The organism is Mycobacterium sp. IS-1556, from assembly GCF_001499985.1.
In the GTDB taxonomy this organism is placed as follows: Bacteria; Actinomycetota; Actinomycetes; order Mycobacteriales; family Mycobacteriaceae; genus Mycobacterium.
Genome location: NZ_LQIM01000038.1, coordinates 301,266 through 317,871, shown reverse-complemented (window position 1 = coordinate 317,871; position 16,606 = coordinate 301,266). Strand labels below are relative to the sequence as shown.

Here is a 16,606-nt window from a genome sequence, read left to right as displayed (position 1 = left end):
CCGCCGGTCACGGTCGGCGGGCGCGCACCACCCACATGTCGCGGCGGCCCGCTTTCCGGGCCTCGGCCTCGACGTCGCGGAAGCCCGCGGAGCGGCACTGCGCCACAAAGGAATCGACTTGCTGCCGCGTCCATCCGTGACTCGCGATGCCCGTCGCTCCCGGCGGCGAATGACGCTCGACGGCGAGCAGTCGGCCACCGGGGGCCAACAACCGGTGCGCCTCGCTCAGCCCGGCGGCCAGGTCCTTCCAGTGGTGCACCGTCGCCAGCGACCACACCACCGTGGCCGAACCGTCCGGCAGCGGCACCCGCTCGGCGACGCCCTGTCGCCAGTCGATAGCCCCGTCGCGCGTGAAGAGTCGGGCGAGCCGAAGCATCACCGGGGCGGGGTCGACGCCAGTCACCGTCGCGCCGCGGCGTGCGGCCTCACGGGCGGCCGTGCCGGGACCGCAACCGATGTCGACCACCCTGTCCTGTCGGAACACCGGGGCGGCGTCGGCGGCCAGCCGCGCGTTCGCGCGGCCCACGATCAGAAAGGCAAGCCCGCACAACGCTCCCATGGGGCCGGAGAAGCCCGGGTGGTCGGCGTGGTGGTTGGCGGGCATTTCCACGGAAGATGACATGATCGCGAGCTTGCCGGTTCAAGTCGACTTGAAGTCAAATGTCGATATGGAAACGATCCCGATCGGCGAGGCGGCGGCCCGGCTCCAGATGACGTCGTCGGCCCTGCGGTACTACGACGAGCGCGGCCTGGTGTGCCCGCAGGCGCGGCGCGCCGGCACCCGCATGTACGGGCCCGAGGAGCTTCGCAGGTTGGCGTTCCTCAAGATCTTTCACCGATTGGGGCTGCCACTCGACACCGCCGCCGCGGTTCTCGACGCGCCCAGCCCGCAATGGCGCGACCTCGTGCGCGAACAGATCGCTCACCTCGACGATGTCATCGCCCAAGCCCGCGGTGCGCAGGACTTCCTCACCCACGCCCTGCACTGTCCGACGGATCACCCCGTGCGCGAGTGCCCGACGATGACCGGCGCACTGGACCGCCTGGTCGACGGTATGTCGGTCGAGGACCTCGCGTCCGAGCGCGGCGGCGCGGGCGATACCCGTAGCGGTTTCTGGGTAGGCACTGTGGACGACCGCGAAGGGGCCAGTCACGCATGAGCGACATCAACTTTCTCGAGCTGCACGGTGACCGTGTGGCCTATCGAGACATCGGTGACGGCGAAGAGGCATTGCTGTTGATCCACGGAATGGCCGGCAGTTCCGAAACGTGGCGGGCCGTCATCCCCCAGTTGTCGCGGAAATACCGCGTGGTCGCACCCGACCTGCTGGGACACGGTCAGTCCGACAAGCCGCGCGGCGACTACTCCCTGGGTGCGTTCGCGGTGTGGCTGCGCGATCTACTCGACGAGTTGAAAATTTCACGTGCCACCGTGGTCGGGCAATCGCTCGGCGGCGGCGTGGCCATGCAGTTTGTCTATCAACACCCCGACCGGTGTCAACGGCTGGTGCTCATCAGCAGCGGCGGTCTGGGTCCCGATGTGGGCTGGACGCTGCGGTTGCTGTCGGCGCCGGGTTCGGAGTTCCTGCTCCCACTCATCGCGCCGCGGGCGATCCTGGCCGCGGGCAACAGGCTGCGCAACTGGTTCTCCACCGCTGGTATCCAATCGCCCCGAGGCGCGGAGATGTGGAGCGCCTATTCCTCACTTGCGGACGCCCAGACCCGCCACGCGTTCCTTCGCACGCTGCGCTCCGTAGTCGACTATCGCGGGCAGGCGGTCAGCGCGCTGAACCGGCTGCACGTCGCATCGGAGATGCCCGTCATGGCTATCTGGGGTGACCAGGATCGCATCATCCCGGTCGACCACGCGTACATGGCGCAAGAAGCGCGGCCCGAATGCCGGCTCGAAGTGCTCGAAGGCGTCGGCCACTTCCCGCATGTGGAACGCCCGAGTGAGGTGGTGGATCTGCTCGACGACTTCATCACCACCACGCGGGACGGCGCACACCCGGCACCGGCTCCCGCGGACCACCGGACATAATCGACAGAACCGAAGATGGGCTAACGATCGGAGCGGGCGTGGTCGACACCGACACGACACGCTCGACCGGTCTCCCGCCACTCCAGTCGCCGCGCCTGCTGGTCGCCGGGCTGTCCATCGTCGTGCTCACCGTCGCCGTCCTGCAGACCGCCGTCGTCCCGGTGCTCGGCATCATCGCCGACCAGCTGGACGCGTCCATCGTCGGGGTGAGTTGGGCGGTCACCGCCAACCTGCTCGCCGCCGTCGCCGCGTCCCCGCTGCTCGGGCGGCTCGCCGACCTGCACAGTAAGCACCGGGTGCTGCTCGGCGTACTCGTCGTCGTGCTCGCCGGATCGCTGCTCGCCGCCACCACGTCGTCGCTCGAACTGCTCATCGTCGCCCGGGTGCTGCAGGCGGCGTCCTACGCCCTGTATCCGATCAGCATCGCCATCCTGCGCGAGGAACTGTCCTCCGACCGGCTGATGTCGGCGATGGCGGTGCTGTCCGGCACGTTGGGGTTCGGCGGCGGAACGGGCCTCGTCGTGGTCGGGTTGCTGATGAGCGGTGACGCCGGCTACCACCGGGTGTTCTGGTTGACGACGGCGTTCACGGTGATGGTGATCGCGATCGTGCTTCTGGTGGTGCCGCGGCGTCCGCGCAGCGCCGCCGGATCCATCGATTGGCTCGGCGCCACCGGGTTGGCGGTGGGCCTGTCGGCTCTGCTACTGGCGATCACCCAGGGACAGACGTGGGCGTGGACGTCACCTGCCACCCTCGGCTGCGCGCTCGGCGGTGCGGCTGTGCTGACCGGATGGTGGTGCTGGGAGCGGCGAGCCAGACAGCCGCTGGTGTCGACGACGATGCTCACGCGGCGGCCGATCATGCTGACCAACCTCGCCACGATCTTCGTCGGTATGGGGCTGTACTTCGCGTTCCTCGGGCTGACCCTGTTCGTCCAGATACCCCGTGACGGTGCGGGGTACGGCTTCGGCGCGTCGGTGTTGGAAGCCAGCGTCGTCTATTTGTTGCCCGGCGCGTTCACCGGCTTTCTCGTCGCGTTGGTCAGCGGGCGGTACATCGACCGCTTCGGCGCCCGACCGGTGCTCATGCTGGCGGCAGTGGCGGGCATCGCCGGGTTCCTGTTCATCACGTTCGCGCACTCGCACACCTGGCAGGTCATCGTCGCGGGCATCCTCGCCAACGCCTACATCAGCCTCGGCTACGGCGCGCTGCCGGCACTGGTCGTCAGCGAGGTCGGCGCAGGCGAAACCGGTGTGGCGACCAGCATGAACGCGATCGCGCGCACGATCGGCAGCTCGATGGCCGCCGCGCTGGTGGCCATGCTGCTCAGCCGGTCGACGCCCGGCGCCGGAGTACCGATGGAAAGCAGTTTCTTCGCGATCTTCCTCGGAGGCGCGGTGACGGCCATGTTGGCTCTGGTGTTGATCGCGGTGTCACGACCGACGCCACGGCCCGTCGATTCCGTCGAGGCGCGCTACGAGTCCCGCGCCATGAACCACGAATGGGGCTGAGGATCCGGCAATGGTTCACCGGAGGGCGGCCAAGTTGGTGACCGACTTGCGCACGTCGGACTCGATGACCCTGGCGACCAGGTTGCCGATGCGGGTGTTCAACAGCCCGCCGGACAGATCGGCGACCACCTGGAACGTCGAGCCCGGTTTCTCGTCGCGGACGCACAGTGTCAGGCATATGCGGATGCCCGGCCTGCCGCGGCCGATCATCTCGATGACCTTCGGCTCGTCATAGCGGGTGACGCGCCAGTGGATGGTGTTGCGGAACCCTTTGACCTTGATCGACGAGGACACACAGGTCCCGACCTCGATGTCCGACGGCACCTCGCTGCGCCAGCCGCCGAAGATCGTCAGCCATTCGTCGAACCGGCTCAGATCCGAGGCCAACGCCCACGCCTTGTGCGGCTCCAGATCCGATGACACCGAAACATCCACTGCGGCCATGCCCAATGCCGTACCCGGCGAAGCGGGACGGGTAAACGGTATTTCCCCCAACCAGCGCCTTCGGCTGGGAAACTGACCGAGAAACACCGTTGGGGCGCCCCGGAGGAGGATCCGCACTGACCGGCTCACACACCACCGCGGTTGACCGATCATCGGGACGTGACGAGGCGACCCACCCCACAGGTGCCCCAGTCATCGAACTCGACCACGTGACGAAACACTTCGGCGGCGATGTCGCGGTGGCCGACGCGGACTTCTCCATCGCATCGGGCGAGTTCTTCTCGGTACTCGGGCCGTCTGGCTGCGGCAAGACCACCACGCTGCGCATGATCGCCGGGTTCGAAACCCCGAGCGCCGGCGCGATCCGCCTCGAGGGCGCCGACGTGTCGGGGGTGCCGCCGCACAAACGCAATGTCAACACGGTGTTTCAGCACTATGCGCTGTTCCCGCACATGTCCGTGTGGGACAACGTCGCTTACGGCCCGCGCAGCAGGAAGCTGGACAAGGCACACGGGAAAGGCACGGTCCGCAAACGGGTCGGCGACCTCTTGGAGATCGTGCGGCTGACCGAATACGCCGACCGCAGACCCGGCCAGCTCTCCGGCGGCCAACAGCAGCGCGTAGCGCTGGCCCGGGCGTTGGTGAACTACCCGAGCGCGCTGCTGCTCGACGAGCCACTCGGCGCGCTGGACCTCAAACTCCGCCACGCCATGCAAGACGAGCTCAAGCGCATCCAGCGCGAGGTCGGCATCACGTTCGTCTACGTCACCCACGATCAAGAGGAAGCACTGACCATGAGTGACCGCATCGCGGTCATGAACGCCGGCAATGTCGACCAGATCGGCACTCCCACCGAGATCTATGACCGTCCCGCAACGGTTTTCGTCGCGAGTTTCATCGGGCAGGCGAATTTGTGGGCAGGCACGCAGACCGGGGCCGTGCACAGCGATTTCGTCGACATCGAGGCGCTGGGGACCCGGTTGAAGGCCCGTGCCGGCGAAACCGCAATCGAACCCGGCGGGCACGCGACGCTGATGGTGCGCCCCGAACGCGTCCATGTCGCTCCCCTTTCCCAGGATGCGCCGACCGGCGACGTCGCAGCAGTGCGTGCGACGGTCACCGACCTCACCTTCCAGGGGCCCGTGGTGCGGCTGACGCTGGCCGCGCCCGACGATTCGACGATCGTCGCCCACGTCGGTCCCGAACAGAACCTGCCGCTGCTGCGGCCGGGCGACGACGTCCACGTCTGCTGGGCGCCCGAGGCGTCGCTGGTCCTGCCCGCCGCCGACATCCCCACCACCGAGGACCTCGAGGAGATGCTCGACGACTCCTGAGTCGAAGGTTGTCGACGCCCTCCCCTCCCCTCCGACGAAAGGCATAGCCGCCATGTCCGCACGCATAGAACCCGCAGATTCTCGCTGGGTGTCACGTCGACGCTTCATCGGCGGGGGCACCGCGGCGGCGGCCGCACTCGCCCTCGGCCCGTCCTTCCTGGCAGCGTGCGGTTCCGACACCAGCCCTTCGGGCACCACCACCGAAGACGGCGCACCGGCGAGCGGCACATTACGAATCTCGAACTGGCCGCTGTACATGGCCGACGGATTCATCGCGGCCTTCCAGCAAGCCTCGGGCATCACCGTCGACTACAAGGAGGACTTCAACGACAACGAGGAATGGTTCGCCAAGGTCAAGGAACCGCTGTCACGCAAGCAGGACATCGGCGCCGACCTCGTGGTGCCGACGGCGTTCATGGCAACCCAGGTCCGCAAGCTGAACTGGCTCAACGATTTCAGCGAAGGCGGCATCCCGAACAAGAAGAACCTGCGCCGCGACATGCTCGACGCGCCGATGGACCCCGGTCGCAAGTTCAGCGCGCCGTACCTGACGGGCATGGTCGGTCTCGCGTACAACCGCGCCGCCACCGGGCGGGAGATCTCCAGGGTCGACGACCTGTGGGATCCGGCGTTCAAAGGCCGCGTCAGCATGCTCTCGGATTTCCAGGACGGCCTTGGCATGATCATGCAGTCGCAGGGCGGCGACCCCGCCTCGCCGAACACCGAATCGGTGCAGAAAGCGGTCGACCTCGTCCGCGAGCAGAACGACAAGGGGCAAATCCGCAGGTTCACCGGAAACGACTACGCCGACGACCTCGCCGCGGGCAATGTCGTGCTTGCGCAGGCGTATTCGGGCGATGTCGTGCAGTTGCAGGCCGACAACCCCGACCTGCAATTCGTGGTCCCGGAAGCCGGCGGCACCGACTTCGTCGACACGATGGTGATCCCGTACACGACGCAGAACCAGAAGGCGGCCGAGGCGTGGATCGACTACGTCTACGACCGGGCCAACTACGCCAAACTGATCGCCTTCACGCAGTTCGTGCCGGTGCTCTCGGACATGACCCGCGAGCTCGACAAGATCAACCCGAACCTGGCCAAGAATGAACTGATCAACCCGCCGCAAGCCACGCTCGACCGCATCAAGGCCTGGGCGCCGCTCGAGGACGAGCAGAAGCAGCAGTACGCCTCGATGTTCGCAGCTGTCACCGGCGGTTGAGCATGGCAGGCGTCGCCGGCAGCCGTCGACAGCGCAGCAGGATCGCACCGTATCTGATGATCCTGCCCGCGATGGTCTACCTTGCGGTGTTCTTCGTCGTGCCGTTCGTCTCGTTGGCCCGGACATCGCTGTCGACGGCGAGCGGTTCGATATTCCTTCCGACGCTGACGTTTTCGTGGGACTTCGCGAACTACACCGAGGCGTTCGACAAGTATCACGACCAGATACTGCGGTCATTCGGCTACGCCGTCATGGCGACGGTGCTGTGCGCGCTGCTGTCTTTCCCGCTTGCCTACGTGATCGCATTCAAGGCCGGCAGGTTCAAGAATCTGCTCCTCGGCCTGGTGATCCTGCCGTTCTTCGTGACGTTCCTGATCCGCACCATCGCATGGAAAACCATTCTGGCCGACGACGGTTGGTTGGTCGGGGCACTGGACGCGATCGGGTTGCTGCCCGGCGAGGGCCGGCTGTTGTCGACCAGTTGGGCCGTCATCGGTGGACTCACCTACAACTGGATCATCTTCATGATCCTGCCGTTGTACGTCAGCCTGGAGAAGATCGACCCACGGTTGATCGAAGCCTCCAAAGATCTGTACTCATCGAACACCCGAAGCTTCACAAAAGTCGTTCTGCCGCTGTCGATGCCGGGCCTGCTGGCCGGCAGCCTGCTGGTATTCATCCCGGCTGCGGGTGACTTCATCAACGCCGAGTATCTCGGCAGCACGCAGACAACGATGATCGGCAACGTGATTCAGCAGCAGTTCCTGGTGGTCAAGGACTATCCCTCCGCGGCGGCGCTGAGCATGGTGCTCATGGGCATCATCCTGTCGGGGGTCCTGCTGTACACCAGGGCGTTGGGCACGGAGGAACTCGTATGACGCTGCAGGCGATGAACGCCGCGACGAGTCCGTCACCGGCCAAGCGGGTCAAGGGATCCGCGCGATGGGGCGACGTCCTGCTGCGGATCGTCGCGGGCCTGGTGCTGCTGTATCTGTTCCTGCCGATCTTCGTGATCGTGCTGTTCTCGTTCAACGATCCGAAGGGCAAGTTCAACTACAGCTGGCAGGGTTTCACGCTGGACAACTGGGCCGATCCGTTCAAGTACCCGGCGCTGACCGAGGCGCTGCGGCTGAGCATCAACGTGGCAGCGGTTTCGACGGCGGTCGCGTTGGTGTTGGGCACGCTGGTGGCGATAGCGCTTGTGCGGCAACGGTGGCGGGGACGTCGCGCGGTCGACACCTTCCTGGTGCTCCCGCTGACCGCCCCCGAAGTCGTGATGGGTGCGGCGTTGCTGGTGCTGTTCCTCGACCTGGGGTGGGCCACCGGCTACCTGACGATCGTGTTGGCGCATATCGCATTCGAGGTCAGCTTCATCGCGATGACCGTGCGCGCCCGGGTGCGGGGCTTCGACTGGACGCTCGAGGATGCCTCCATGGATTTGGGCGCCGGCCCTGCGCGCACCTTCTTCAAGGTGACGCTGCCGCTGATCGTCCCGGGCGTCGTCGCGGCGGCCATGCTGTCGTTCGCGTTGTCGCTCGACGACTTCATCATCACCTACTTCGTCAGCGGTTCGACGGTGACTTATCCGCTGTATGTGAACGCGGCGGTCAAGGCCGCGGTGCCGCCGCAGATCAATGTGCTCGCGACGGCGATCCTGGTGATCAGCCTCGCCCTGCTGGCGGCCGGAACCCTGTACCGCCGCAGACGCATCGAGAGCTAGCCGGACTGACCGGGAGGTCCGATCAGCGGAACAGCGCGACGGCCCGGCGGCCGCGCATGGCAGGCTGACATCGTGACCGACACCGCCGCCTTCACCTCCCGAGTCGAAAACGATCTGCGCGAGGTGCCGACGCCCTCCGGCGTGCTTCGCTACTACGACGTGGGTAAGGGACCCGTTCTGCTGTTTCTCCACGGCTCCGGCCCCGGTGTCACCGGTTGGCGCAATTTCCGCGCCGTGCTCCCCACCTTCGCCGAGCGCTTCCGGTGTCTGATCCTCGAGTTCCCGGGATTCGGGGTCAGCGACGATTTCGGCGGTCATCCGATGGTCACCGCTCAGGGTGCCGTGGTGCCGTTCCTCGATGCGATGGGAATCGATCGCGTCGACATCGTGGGCAATTCCATGGGCGGCGGCGTCGGAATCAACTTCGCGATCAACAATCCCGACCGTATCGGCAAGCTGGTGACCATCGGCGGTATAGGCACGAACATCTTCAGTCCCGGCCCCAGCGAAGGCATTCGACTCCTGCAGGAGTTCACCGAGGACCCGACCCGGCAGCGGCTCGTCGACTGGCTCAACTCCATGGTCTACGACCAGTCGCTGGTCACCGAGCAGCTGATCGAGGAGCGGTGGCAACTCGCGACCGACCCGGAGACGCTAGCGGCCGCCCGGCGCATGTACGGCAAGGCGGCTTTCGCGCAGATGATGGCGTTCATGCGCAGCAGCGACGCCCCGATGCCGTGGGCTCAGATGCACAGAGTCGCCGCCCCCACACTGCTGACGTGGGGACGCGACGACCGCGTCAGTCCCCTTGACATGGCACTGATCCCGATGCGCACCCTCCCCAACGCCGAACTGCACGTGTTCCCGAATTGCGGACACTGGGCCATGATCGAGGCCAAGGAGGCGTTTGAGAGCACCGTGCTCGGCTTCCTGGCCCGTCCGTGACTATCGCTGCGTCGCTCCGGCGTCCACCGGCAGGGTCGCGGCGGTGACGTAGCGGGCCTCATCGGAAGCAAGGAAAAGGCTGGCGTTCGCGACGTCGATGGGGTCGACCCACGGGATGTCCAGCATGTTCATCGTCCGGGCGGCTTGCGCGAACTCCTCTCGGGTGGGCGGCCGGTCGAGGTCCGGACGAAATGCAGTTGCCACCGCGTCGTTCTGGATCATCGGTGTGTCCACGTTGGTCGGATGCACCGAGTTGACTCGGATGCCGTACGGAGCCAGGTCGTTGGCCAGACTGCGCATCAACCCGACGACACCGTGCTTGGCCGCGGTGTAGTGAACGACACCGACCAATCCGCGCAGCCCCGCAATGGAACTCACCAAGATGACCGATCCGGATCCTCTACGGATGAGGTGTGGAACGGCGACCTTGCAGGTCCGCCACACACCGGACAGGTTCACGTCGAGCATCGTCTGCCAGGCCGCCTCGGTGAGCTCGGCCGCCATCCCGCGCGACGTGATTCCCGCTGTCGCGCAGACGATATCGAGGCCGCCAAGCTCGGCGACGCCTCGGTCGGTGGCCTCCTGTAATTCCTCGGAGTCACGCACGTCCACGATGCCGGTGACGATGTTGCGACCGTTGGCGCGGACCAGGCGCGCCGTTTCTTCCAGGTCGGCCGGAGTCGCCGAGGGCACGACGACCGTGTCGACGGGACCGCAGACGTCGAGCGCGATCACGTCGGCGCCCTCGGCCGAGAACCGCACCGCCTGGGCCCGGCCGATACCCCGGGCAGCGCCGGTGATCAGCGCGACCTTGTCCGCCAATCGTCCTGTCATGCCGTCGTCTTCTGCGTCAGCCCGGCGTCGACGACGATCTGGGTGCCGGTGATGTAGCGCGCCTCGTCGGAGGCGAGGAAGACCACCGCGTTGGCGACATCGACAGGTTCGACCCACGGCACCGGCAGCAGGTTGCGCGCGGCCAGCACCTCCGCGGCGTCGGCGGCGGTCGGGTCGGCAAGGTCGGGCCGCAGTCGCTTGAACGTCGCGTGGTTGAGCACCATCGGCGTGGCGACCGCGCCCGGATGGACGGTGTTCACCCGGATGCCGCGGGGCCCGAGTTCGTTGGCGAGCGTGCGCGCCAGGCCCACAATCGCATGCTTGCTCGCCGTGTAATGAGCGGTGTTGGCCGTACCACGTAAACCGTTGGTGGAGCTGATGATCACGATCGATCCGCCGGTCTCGCCGATGTGCGGCAGGCAAGCACGCACGGTGTGCCACACCCCGGTCAAGTTGACATCGAGCGTGTGGTGCCAGGTGTCCTCGGTCAACTCCCACGCCGGCGCTCCGGCGGTGTGAATGCCGGCGTTGGCGATGACGACATCCAGGCGGCCCAGGCGTGCCACCCCGTCGCGCACCGCGGACTCCAGGCCGGCCAGGTCGCGGACGTCGGCCACAGCGACCGCACATCGGCGTCCGCGCCGCTGCACTTCTGCTGCGGTGGTTTCGAGGTCCTCGACGTTGGCTTGCGTGTCGACGGCGATGACGTCGGCGCCCTCCTCGGCGAACCGTTCACAGTGCACGCGCCCGGTGCCCCTGGCCGCACCGGTGACGACGACGACCTTCTCGGCAAGACCCGACATCTATTGCGCCCCCAGGAGGCTGAACCCCTTGTAGCCGGCGGTCGCCACCTCGTTGCAGATATCGAGGTACGCCCCGAAGCCACCGAGGAACAGCATGAAAACCCGTGGCTTGCCGGGCACATTGGCGCCCATGTACCAAGAGTTGGCCTTGGTGAACAACGTGGCCTCGGCGCGACGGTTGAGTTCCGCCACCCAGTTGTCTACCGCCTCGGGGGTCGCCTCGAGCGCGCGTATCCGTACTCGTCGAGGTGGGTGATCGCGTCGGCGATCCAGTTGATGTGGGCCTCGGCGTGCAGAACCATGTTGGCCAGCACAGCGGGTGCGCCCGGTCCCGACACCAGGAAGAGGTTCGGGAACCCGTCGACGCAGAGCCCCAGATAGGTGCGAGGCCCATCGCCCCAGTCGTCGCGCAGCGTCTTCCCGTCGCGCCCGACGATGTCGATCTTGGCCAGAGCGCCGGTCATCGCGTCGAAACCCGTGGCGAGCACGATGGCGTCCAGGTCGTAATGGGAGTCGGAGGTGTTGATGCCGCTGGCGTCGATCGACACGATGGGTGTCTCGCGGACGCTGACCAGCTTCACGTGCGGCTTGTTGAACGTTTGAAAATAGTTGGTGTCGGTGCAGATTCGTTTTGTGCCGATCGGGTGATCGGTGGGGATCAGCAGGTCGGCGACGTCGGGATCGGCAATGACCGCGCGAACCTTCTCCTCATAGAACTTGCGGGCCTCCTCGTTGGCCGCCATGTCGGTCATCTGATCGCTGAAGGTCTTCGAGAACAGCACGCCACCCAGTTCCCAGCGCTTCTCGAACGCGACCCTGCGCTCGTCGGGCGTGGCCTCCATCGTCAGCTTCGGGTGTGCGATGTGTGGCGAGCCCCCGCCGCTGCGCCACGACAGCCGACGGCGCTCGCCGTAGGTCGCCTTGATCTGCGCGCGGTCCTCGTCGGTCAGCGGCTTGTTTCCCGCCGGCACACTGTAGTTGGGCGTGCGCTGGAACACGTAGAGCTGTGCGGCCTGCTCGGCGATGATCGGAATCGACTGGATGCCAGAGGATCCCGTCCCGATCACGGCGACCCGTTTCCCGGTGAAGTCGACGGGCTCGTGAGGCCAGTGCGCGGTGTGGTACAGCTCGCCGGCGAAGTCGTCAAGGCCGGGAAAATCAGGTGTCAGCGCGGCCGACAGCGGGCCGGTCGCCATGATGCAGAACCGGGCGGTGACCGCCTCGCCGCCGTCCGTCGTCACGGTCCACCGCAAGGTGTCCTCGTCGAGGACCGCGGAGACAACCCTCGTGTTGAGCGTGATGCCGTCGCGCAGACCGAGCCTGTCGGCCACCCAGTTCATGTACCGCAGGATCTCGGCCTGGGTCGCGTACTTCTCCGACCAGTCCCACTCCTGCTCGAGTTCGGTGGCGAACGAGTAGCAGTAGTCAACGCTCTCGACGTCGCACCGCGCGCCCGGGTAGCGGTTGTAGTACCAGGTTCCGCCTATCTCCGGAGCCGCTTCGAAGAGCCGCACCGACAGTCCCTGCGAGCGCAGCCTGTGCAACGCGTACAGCCCCGCGAACCCCGCACCGACCACGACCGCGTCGACGACGGTCTGTTCACCCGAGATGCTCACGCCGTCACGGTAGGTCCTAGTGACGCCGCTGGCGGGCTGGCTTCCCGTTGACCGGACGTTCGCGATCACCGTGTTCCGGCCAATGGAAGTGCAGGTCGACTGGGCATGGTGGGTCGGCCAGGATCGCCTCATGCCACAAGCCGAAGCATGCGACACGCCAGTCGATACCGGTGTCGATGCGACCGTCGCCGTGGACCTGGACGGCGCTCGCCACTACCTGCGATGGCCGCGCGACAGGACGCTCATCGACGTGCTGCTCGATGCGGGCATCGACGCGCCGCACTCGTGTCGTGAGGGCCACTGCGGGTCGTGCGTCGCGACCGTGGTGTCCGGCAAGGTCGACATGGAGACCTGCGACATTCTCGAACCCGCCGATCTCGCCGACGGCCTCATCCTGGGCTGCCAGGCCCGCCCGGTGAGCGACGAGGTCCAGATCGAGTATTGACGCCGATTCTCGTCCGCTGACCGGGATTCGGCCCCCTACGGACGCCGTCTGCGGTAACCATGAATCACGCCCACACAGTTAGGACATCAGCATGACCGAGCGCGTACTCGACCGGGTGATGGAACTGGCCGACCAGTTCAAGGAGCAGGCCGTTGAGGCCGAGAAGATCGGGCGGCTGACCGACGCCACGGTCAAGTCGATGAAGTCCGTCGGTTCCATCCGGCTGCTGCAGCCGAAGAAGCATGGCGGCTATGAGGTCCACCCGCGCGAGTTCGCCGAGACGGTGATGGCCACCGCGGCGCTGGACCCCGCGGCGGGTTGGGTCAACGGCGTGGTGGGGGTGCACCCGTATCAACTGGCCTATGCCGACCCGCGGGTGGGCGAGGAAGTCTGGGCCGACGACATCGACACCTGGATGGCATCTCCATATGCCCCACAGGGCGTCGCGAAGCCGGTCGACGGCGGCTATCTCTTCAACGGCCGATGGCAGTTCAGTTCCGGCACCGACGCGTGTGACTGGATCATCCTGGGCGCGATGCTCGGTGACACCGACGGTAAGCCGTTGATGCCGCCGCAGATGCTGCACATGATCCTGCCGCGCTCGGACTACGAGATCGTCGAGGACTCCTGGAACGTGGTGGGCCTGCGCGGTACGGGTTCCAAGGACGTCATCGTGCGCGACGCCTTCGTACCGGAATACCGCACGATGGACGCCACGAAGGTGATGGACGGAACCGCCCAACGCGAAGCCGGCATGACCGAACCGTTGTACCTGATGCCGTGGTCGACAATGTTCCCGTTGGGTATCTCCTCGGCGACCATCGGCATCGCCGAGGGCGCCCTGGCCGCGCACCTGGATTACCAGCGCGAGCGTGTCAACGCCACCGGGGTGGCGATCAAGGACGATCCCTACGTCATGTACGCGATCGGCGAGGCCGCCGCGGACATCAACGCCGCGCGTCAGGAGCTGTTGGCCAACGTCGATCGCATCTACGACATCGTCGCCACGGGCAAGGAAGTGAGCTTCGCTGACCGTGCCGCGGGACGCCGCACGCAGGTACGGGCGGTGTGGCGCGCCGTCTCGGCGGTCGACGAGATCTTCGCCCGCTCCGGCGGTAACGCCGCGCGCATGGACAAGCCGCTACAACGGTATTGGCGCGACGTGCACGTCGGCCAAGCCCACGCGATCCACGCACCAGGCACTATTTACCACGCGTCGGCACTGAGTTCGCTGGGCGTGGATCCCGAAGGCCCGCTGCGGGCGTTGATCTAGAAAGGCCGCGCCGATGAGCGATCTGAAAAGCCTTGGCTACGTGGAGGTTCAGGCGACCGACATCGAGCGCTGGCGCCATTTCGCGTTCAAGGTGCTCGGCTTCGCCGAGGGTTCCGGCCCTGAGGGCGACGCGTTGTACCTGCGCATGGACGAGCGTGCGGCCCGCATCATCGTCGTGCCCGGCGACGTCGACAAGATCGTCACTGTCGGTTGGGAAGTGCGCGACCACGCCGCGCTGACGCGGGTCAAGGCCACCCTCGACGGCGCGGGTGTGGCGGTCAAGGAACTGTCGCTCGAAGAGGCCGATGCGCGGCGCGTCGAGGAGGTCATCGCGTTCGACGATCCCGCCGGCACGTCGACCGAGGTCTTTCACGGAGCCGTGCTGGACCACAGTCCCGTCGTCACGCCTTTCGGCGCCCGGTTCGTCACAGGCGCCCAGGGCCTCGGCCACGTGGTGCTGCCCGCTCTCGACGTGCCGGGGCTATTCCGGTTCTATACGGAGGTTCTGGGCTTCAAGTCCCGCGGCGCCTTCCGGGTTCCGGCGCCGCCGGAGTTCGGACCGATTCGCGTGCGGTTCCTCGGGATCAACGAGCGCCACCACAGCCTGGCGGTCTGCCCGGCGATGACGCTGCGCGACCCCGGCCTGATCCATCTCATGGTGGAGGTCGACAGTCTCGACGCCGTCGGCCAGGCGCTGGACCGGGTGAACAAGGACGGTTTCCAGTTGTCCTCGACGCTGGGCAGGCACACCAACGACAAGATGGTGTCGTTCTACGTGCGCGCTCCCGGCGACTGGGACATCGAGTTCGGCACCGACGGCATGCGCGTCGACGAAACCTACTACACCGCTGAGGAAATCACCGCCGACAGCTACTGGGGCCACGAATGGGTGTCAGACCTGCCGGCGGCCATGCGGCCATGACCAACGACGTCACTCCCCTGCCGGCGTCGGAGATCGCTTGCTGGGACGACGAGGCCGACGTCGTCATCGCCGGATTCGGAATCGCCGGAGCGGCCGCGGCGGTCGAGGCCACCCGCCGCGGCGCCGACGTGCTGGTCCTCGAACGAACCGGGTCGTGGGGCGGCGCGGCGTCGATGGCCGGCGGCTTCATCTACCTCGGCGGCGGCACCCCGATCCAAAAGGCATGCGGCTTCGACGATTCCGTCGAGAATATGCAAGCGTTCCTCAACGTGGCGATGGGACCGGGTGCCGATGAGAAACGCATCGCCGACTACTGCGAGGGCAGTCTCGACCATTTCGACTGGCTGGTCGAGAACGGCGTGGTGTTCAAGCCGGAGTTCTTCGGCGAGCCCGGCTGGGAACCGATGGGCGATCAGGGTCTGATGTTCAGCGGCGGCGAGAACTCCTACCCGTTCAACACCATCGCCGCGCCGGCGCCGCGCGGGCACGTCCCGCAGATGTCGAACAAGAAGCAGGGTGAGTCCAGCGCCGGATACATGCTGATGAAACCACTCGTCGAAACCGCCACGGGCGCAGGAGCGCGGGCGCTGTACGACGTGCGGGTGCAGCGGTTGATCGTCGAGTCCGACGGCCGCGTGGTCGGCGTCTTCGCGCGACGCTACGGCGAGGACGTGGCGGTCCGCGCGCGCCGCGGTGTGGTGCTGGCCATGGGCAGCTTCGCCTACAACGAGGCGATGGTCGCGCAGTACGCCCCGCGCATCGCCGGACGTCCCGCCGCGTCGATCGAGCAGCACGACGGTCAGGCGATCCGGATGGCGCAGGCGCTGGGCGCCGATCTCGCCCACATGGACGCGACCGAGGTCGCGATCTTCATCGACCCGCAGCAGTTGGTGCGCGGGATTCTGGTGAATGCTCGTGGACAACGCTACGTCGCCGAGGACACATATCCCGGGCGCATCGGCCAACTCACGCTCTACCACCAGGACAACACCGCTTACCTGATCATCGACGGCGATGCCCAGGAGGAAGCGATGGCGTCAGTGTCGCCGCAACTGATGCTGCGTCCCGCCACCTGGGTGTGCGACACCGTCGCCGACCTCGAAGCCGAGATCGGCCTGGCGTCCGGTTCGTTGCAGGCGACCGTGGCGGCATACAACGCGGGCGCATCGCGGGGCGAGGACCCGCTGCTGCACAAGAAGGCGCAGTGGCTTCGTCCGATCGGATCACCCGTCGGTGCGATCGACCTGCGCGACAGCACCGGCGGATTCACGCTCGGCGGGCTGCAGACCTCACTGGCCGGTGAGGTGCTCCACGTCAGCGGCGAACCCATCGCCGGTTTGTTCGCCGCGGGACGGTGCTCCGCGGGGCTGGCGGCGTGGGGCTACGCGAGCGGTATCTCGCTGGGCGACGGCAGCTTCTACGGCCGACGCGCAGGACGCAGCGCCGCGAAGGCCTGAGATTCGCGGGTCCTCTGCCGGGCGCATGGGAGAGGATGCAGG

16 protein-coding genes and 1 pseudogene are annotated in these 16,606 nt (G+C 66.7%); 12 read left to right on the top strand and 5 right to left on the bottom strand.

The window, feature by feature from the left end:
* Positions 1 to 7 precede the first annotated feature (7 nt).
* Positions 8 to 622 carry a class I SAM-dependent methyltransferase gene (locus AU187_RS19850; RefSeq protein ID WP_059102243.1) on the bottom strand — a complete coding sequence of 205 codons (615 nt, stop codon included), beginning with the start codon at positions 620 to 622 and terminating at the stop codon, positions 8 to 10.
* A 46-nt stretch (positions 623 to 668) separates the two neighbouring features.
* On the opposite strand from AU187_RS19850, the gene AU187_RS19845 reads away from it, so the two are divergent.
* Genes AU187_RS19845 through AU187_RS19835 form a run of 3 tightly spaced genes read left to right on the top strand, consistent with a single transcriptional unit; the run spans position 669 to position 3,552 of the window.
* Positions 669 to 1,160 (top strand): MerR family transcriptional regulator, encoded by a 492-nt coding sequence (locus AU187_RS19845; RefSeq protein WP_059102331.1) that lies wholly within the window; start codon positions 669 to 671, stop codon positions 1,158 to 1,160.
* Positions 1,157 to 2,041 (top strand): alpha/beta fold hydrolase, encoded by an 885-nt coding sequence (locus AU187_RS19840; RefSeq protein WP_059102242.1) that lies wholly within the window; start codon positions 1,157 to 1,159, stop codon positions 2,039 to 2,041. The genes AU187_RS19845 and AU187_RS19840 overlap by 4 nt, the downstream gene beginning before the upstream one ends.
* A 38-nt stretch (positions 2,042 to 2,079) precedes the next feature.
* Entirely contained in the window at positions 2,080 to 3,552 is a 1,473-nt protein-coding gene (locus AU187_RS19835) for an MFS transporter (protein ID WP_059102241.1), read from the top strand.
* 15 nt (positions 3,553 to 3,567) lie between these two features.
* Here the strand turns inward: AU187_RS19835 and AU187_RS19830 are convergent, their stop codons facing one another.
* Complete coding sequence (locus AU187_RS19830) at positions 3,568 to 3,996, bottom strand: type II toxin-antitoxin system Rv0910 family toxin (RefSeq protein ID WP_059102240.1); 429 nt, start codon at positions 3,994 to 3,996, stop codon at positions 3,568 to 3,570.
* A gap of 209 nt (positions 3,997 to 4,205) precedes the next feature.
* Between AU187_RS19830 and AU187_RS19825 the strand changes: the two genes are divergently transcribed.
* The 5 genes from AU187_RS19825 to AU187_RS19805 all read left to right on the top strand — a co-directional run bounded on the left by AU187_RS19825 (position 4,206) and on the right by AU187_RS19805 (position 9,214).
* Positions 4,206 to 5,330 carry an ABC transporter ATP-binding protein gene (locus tag AU187_RS19825; protein ID WP_059102239.1) on the top strand — a complete coding sequence of 375 codons (1,125 nt, stop codon included), beginning with the start codon at positions 4,206 to 4,208 and terminating at the stop codon, positions 5,328 to 5,330.
* Between the two features lie 52 nt (positions 5,331 to 5,382).
* Positions 5,383 to 6,549: a polyamine ABC transporter substrate-binding protein gene (locus AU187_RS19820; protein WP_059102238.1), complete on the top strand. Its 1,167-nt coding sequence runs from the start codon at positions 5,383 to 5,385 to the stop codon at positions 6,547 to 6,549.
* A gap of 2 nt (positions 6,550 to 6,551) precedes the next feature.
* Positions 6,552 to 7,427 (top strand): ABC transporter permease, encoded by an 876-nt coding sequence (locus AU187_RS19815; protein WP_059102237.1) that lies wholly within the window; start codon positions 6,552 to 6,554, stop codon positions 7,425 to 7,427.
* Complete coding sequence (locus AU187_RS19810) at positions 7,424 to 8,269, top strand: ABC transporter permease (protein ID WP_059102236.1); 846 nt, start codon at positions 7,424 to 7,426, stop codon at positions 8,267 to 8,269. The genes AU187_RS19815 and AU187_RS19810 overlap by 4 nt, the downstream gene beginning before the upstream one ends.
* Positions 8,270 to 8,341: 72 nt before the next feature.
* Complete coding sequence (locus tag AU187_RS19805; protein WP_082683736.1) at positions 8,342 to 9,214, top strand: alpha/beta fold hydrolase; 873 nt, start codon at positions 8,342 to 8,344, stop codon at positions 9,212 to 9,214.
* Here AU187_RS19805 and AU187_RS19800 read toward each other — a convergent pair whose 3' ends face one another.
* From AU187_RS19800 to AU187_RS19790, 3 genes and pseudogenes are all read right to left on the bottom strand, one after another.
* The gene (locus AU187_RS19800; protein WP_059102235.1) at positions 9,215 to 10,048 is read right to left on the bottom strand and encodes a mycofactocin-coupled SDR family oxidoreductase; all 834 of its coding nucleotides are present in this window, start codon (positions 10,046 to 10,048) and stop codon (positions 9,215 to 9,217) included.
* On the bottom strand, positions 10,045 to 10,851 hold the full coding sequence (locus tag AU187_RS19795) for a mycofactocin-coupled SDR family oxidoreductase (RefSeq protein WP_059102234.1): 807 nt from the start codon (positions 10,849 to 10,851) through the stop codon (positions 10,045 to 10,047). Before AU187_RS19795 ends, AU187_RS19800 begins: the two co-directional genes overlap by 4 nt.
* A pseudogene (locus tag AU187_RS19790) lies at positions 10,852 to 12,467 on the bottom strand (flavin-containing monooxygenase).
* 19 nt (positions 12,468 to 12,486) lie between these two features.
* Between AU187_RS19790 and AU187_RS19785 the strand changes: the two are divergent.
* The 4 genes from AU187_RS19785 (at position 12,487) to AU187_RS19770 (ending at position 16,564) form a co-directional block, all read left to right on the top strand.
* Positions 12,487 to 12,912: a 2Fe-2S iron-sulfur cluster-binding protein gene (locus AU187_RS19785; RefSeq protein ID WP_231740458.1), complete on the top strand. Its 426-nt coding sequence runs from the start codon at positions 12,487 to 12,489 to the stop codon at positions 12,910 to 12,912.
* 91 nt (positions 12,913 to 13,003) lie between these two features.
* Positions 13,004 to 14,185: an acyl-CoA dehydrogenase family protein gene (locus AU187_RS19780; RefSeq protein ID WP_059102233.1), complete on the top strand. Its 1,182-nt coding sequence runs from the start codon at positions 13,004 to 13,006 to the stop codon at positions 14,183 to 14,185.
* A gap of 13 nt (positions 14,186 to 14,198) precedes the next feature.
* Positions 14,199 to 15,107, top strand: coding sequence for a biphenyl-2,3-diol 1,2-dioxygenase (gene bphC, locus AU187_RS19775; RefSeq protein ID WP_059102232.1), 909 nt, complete (start codon positions 14,199 to 14,201; stop codon positions 15,105 to 15,107).
* Positions 15,104 to 16,564 (top strand): FAD-dependent oxidoreductase, encoded by a 1,461-nt coding sequence (locus AU187_RS19770; protein WP_059102328.1) that lies wholly within the window; start codon positions 15,104 to 15,106, stop codon positions 16,562 to 16,564. Before bphC ends, AU187_RS19770 begins: the two co-directional genes overlap by 4 nt.
* Positions 16,565 to 16,606 lie beyond the last annotated feature (42 nt).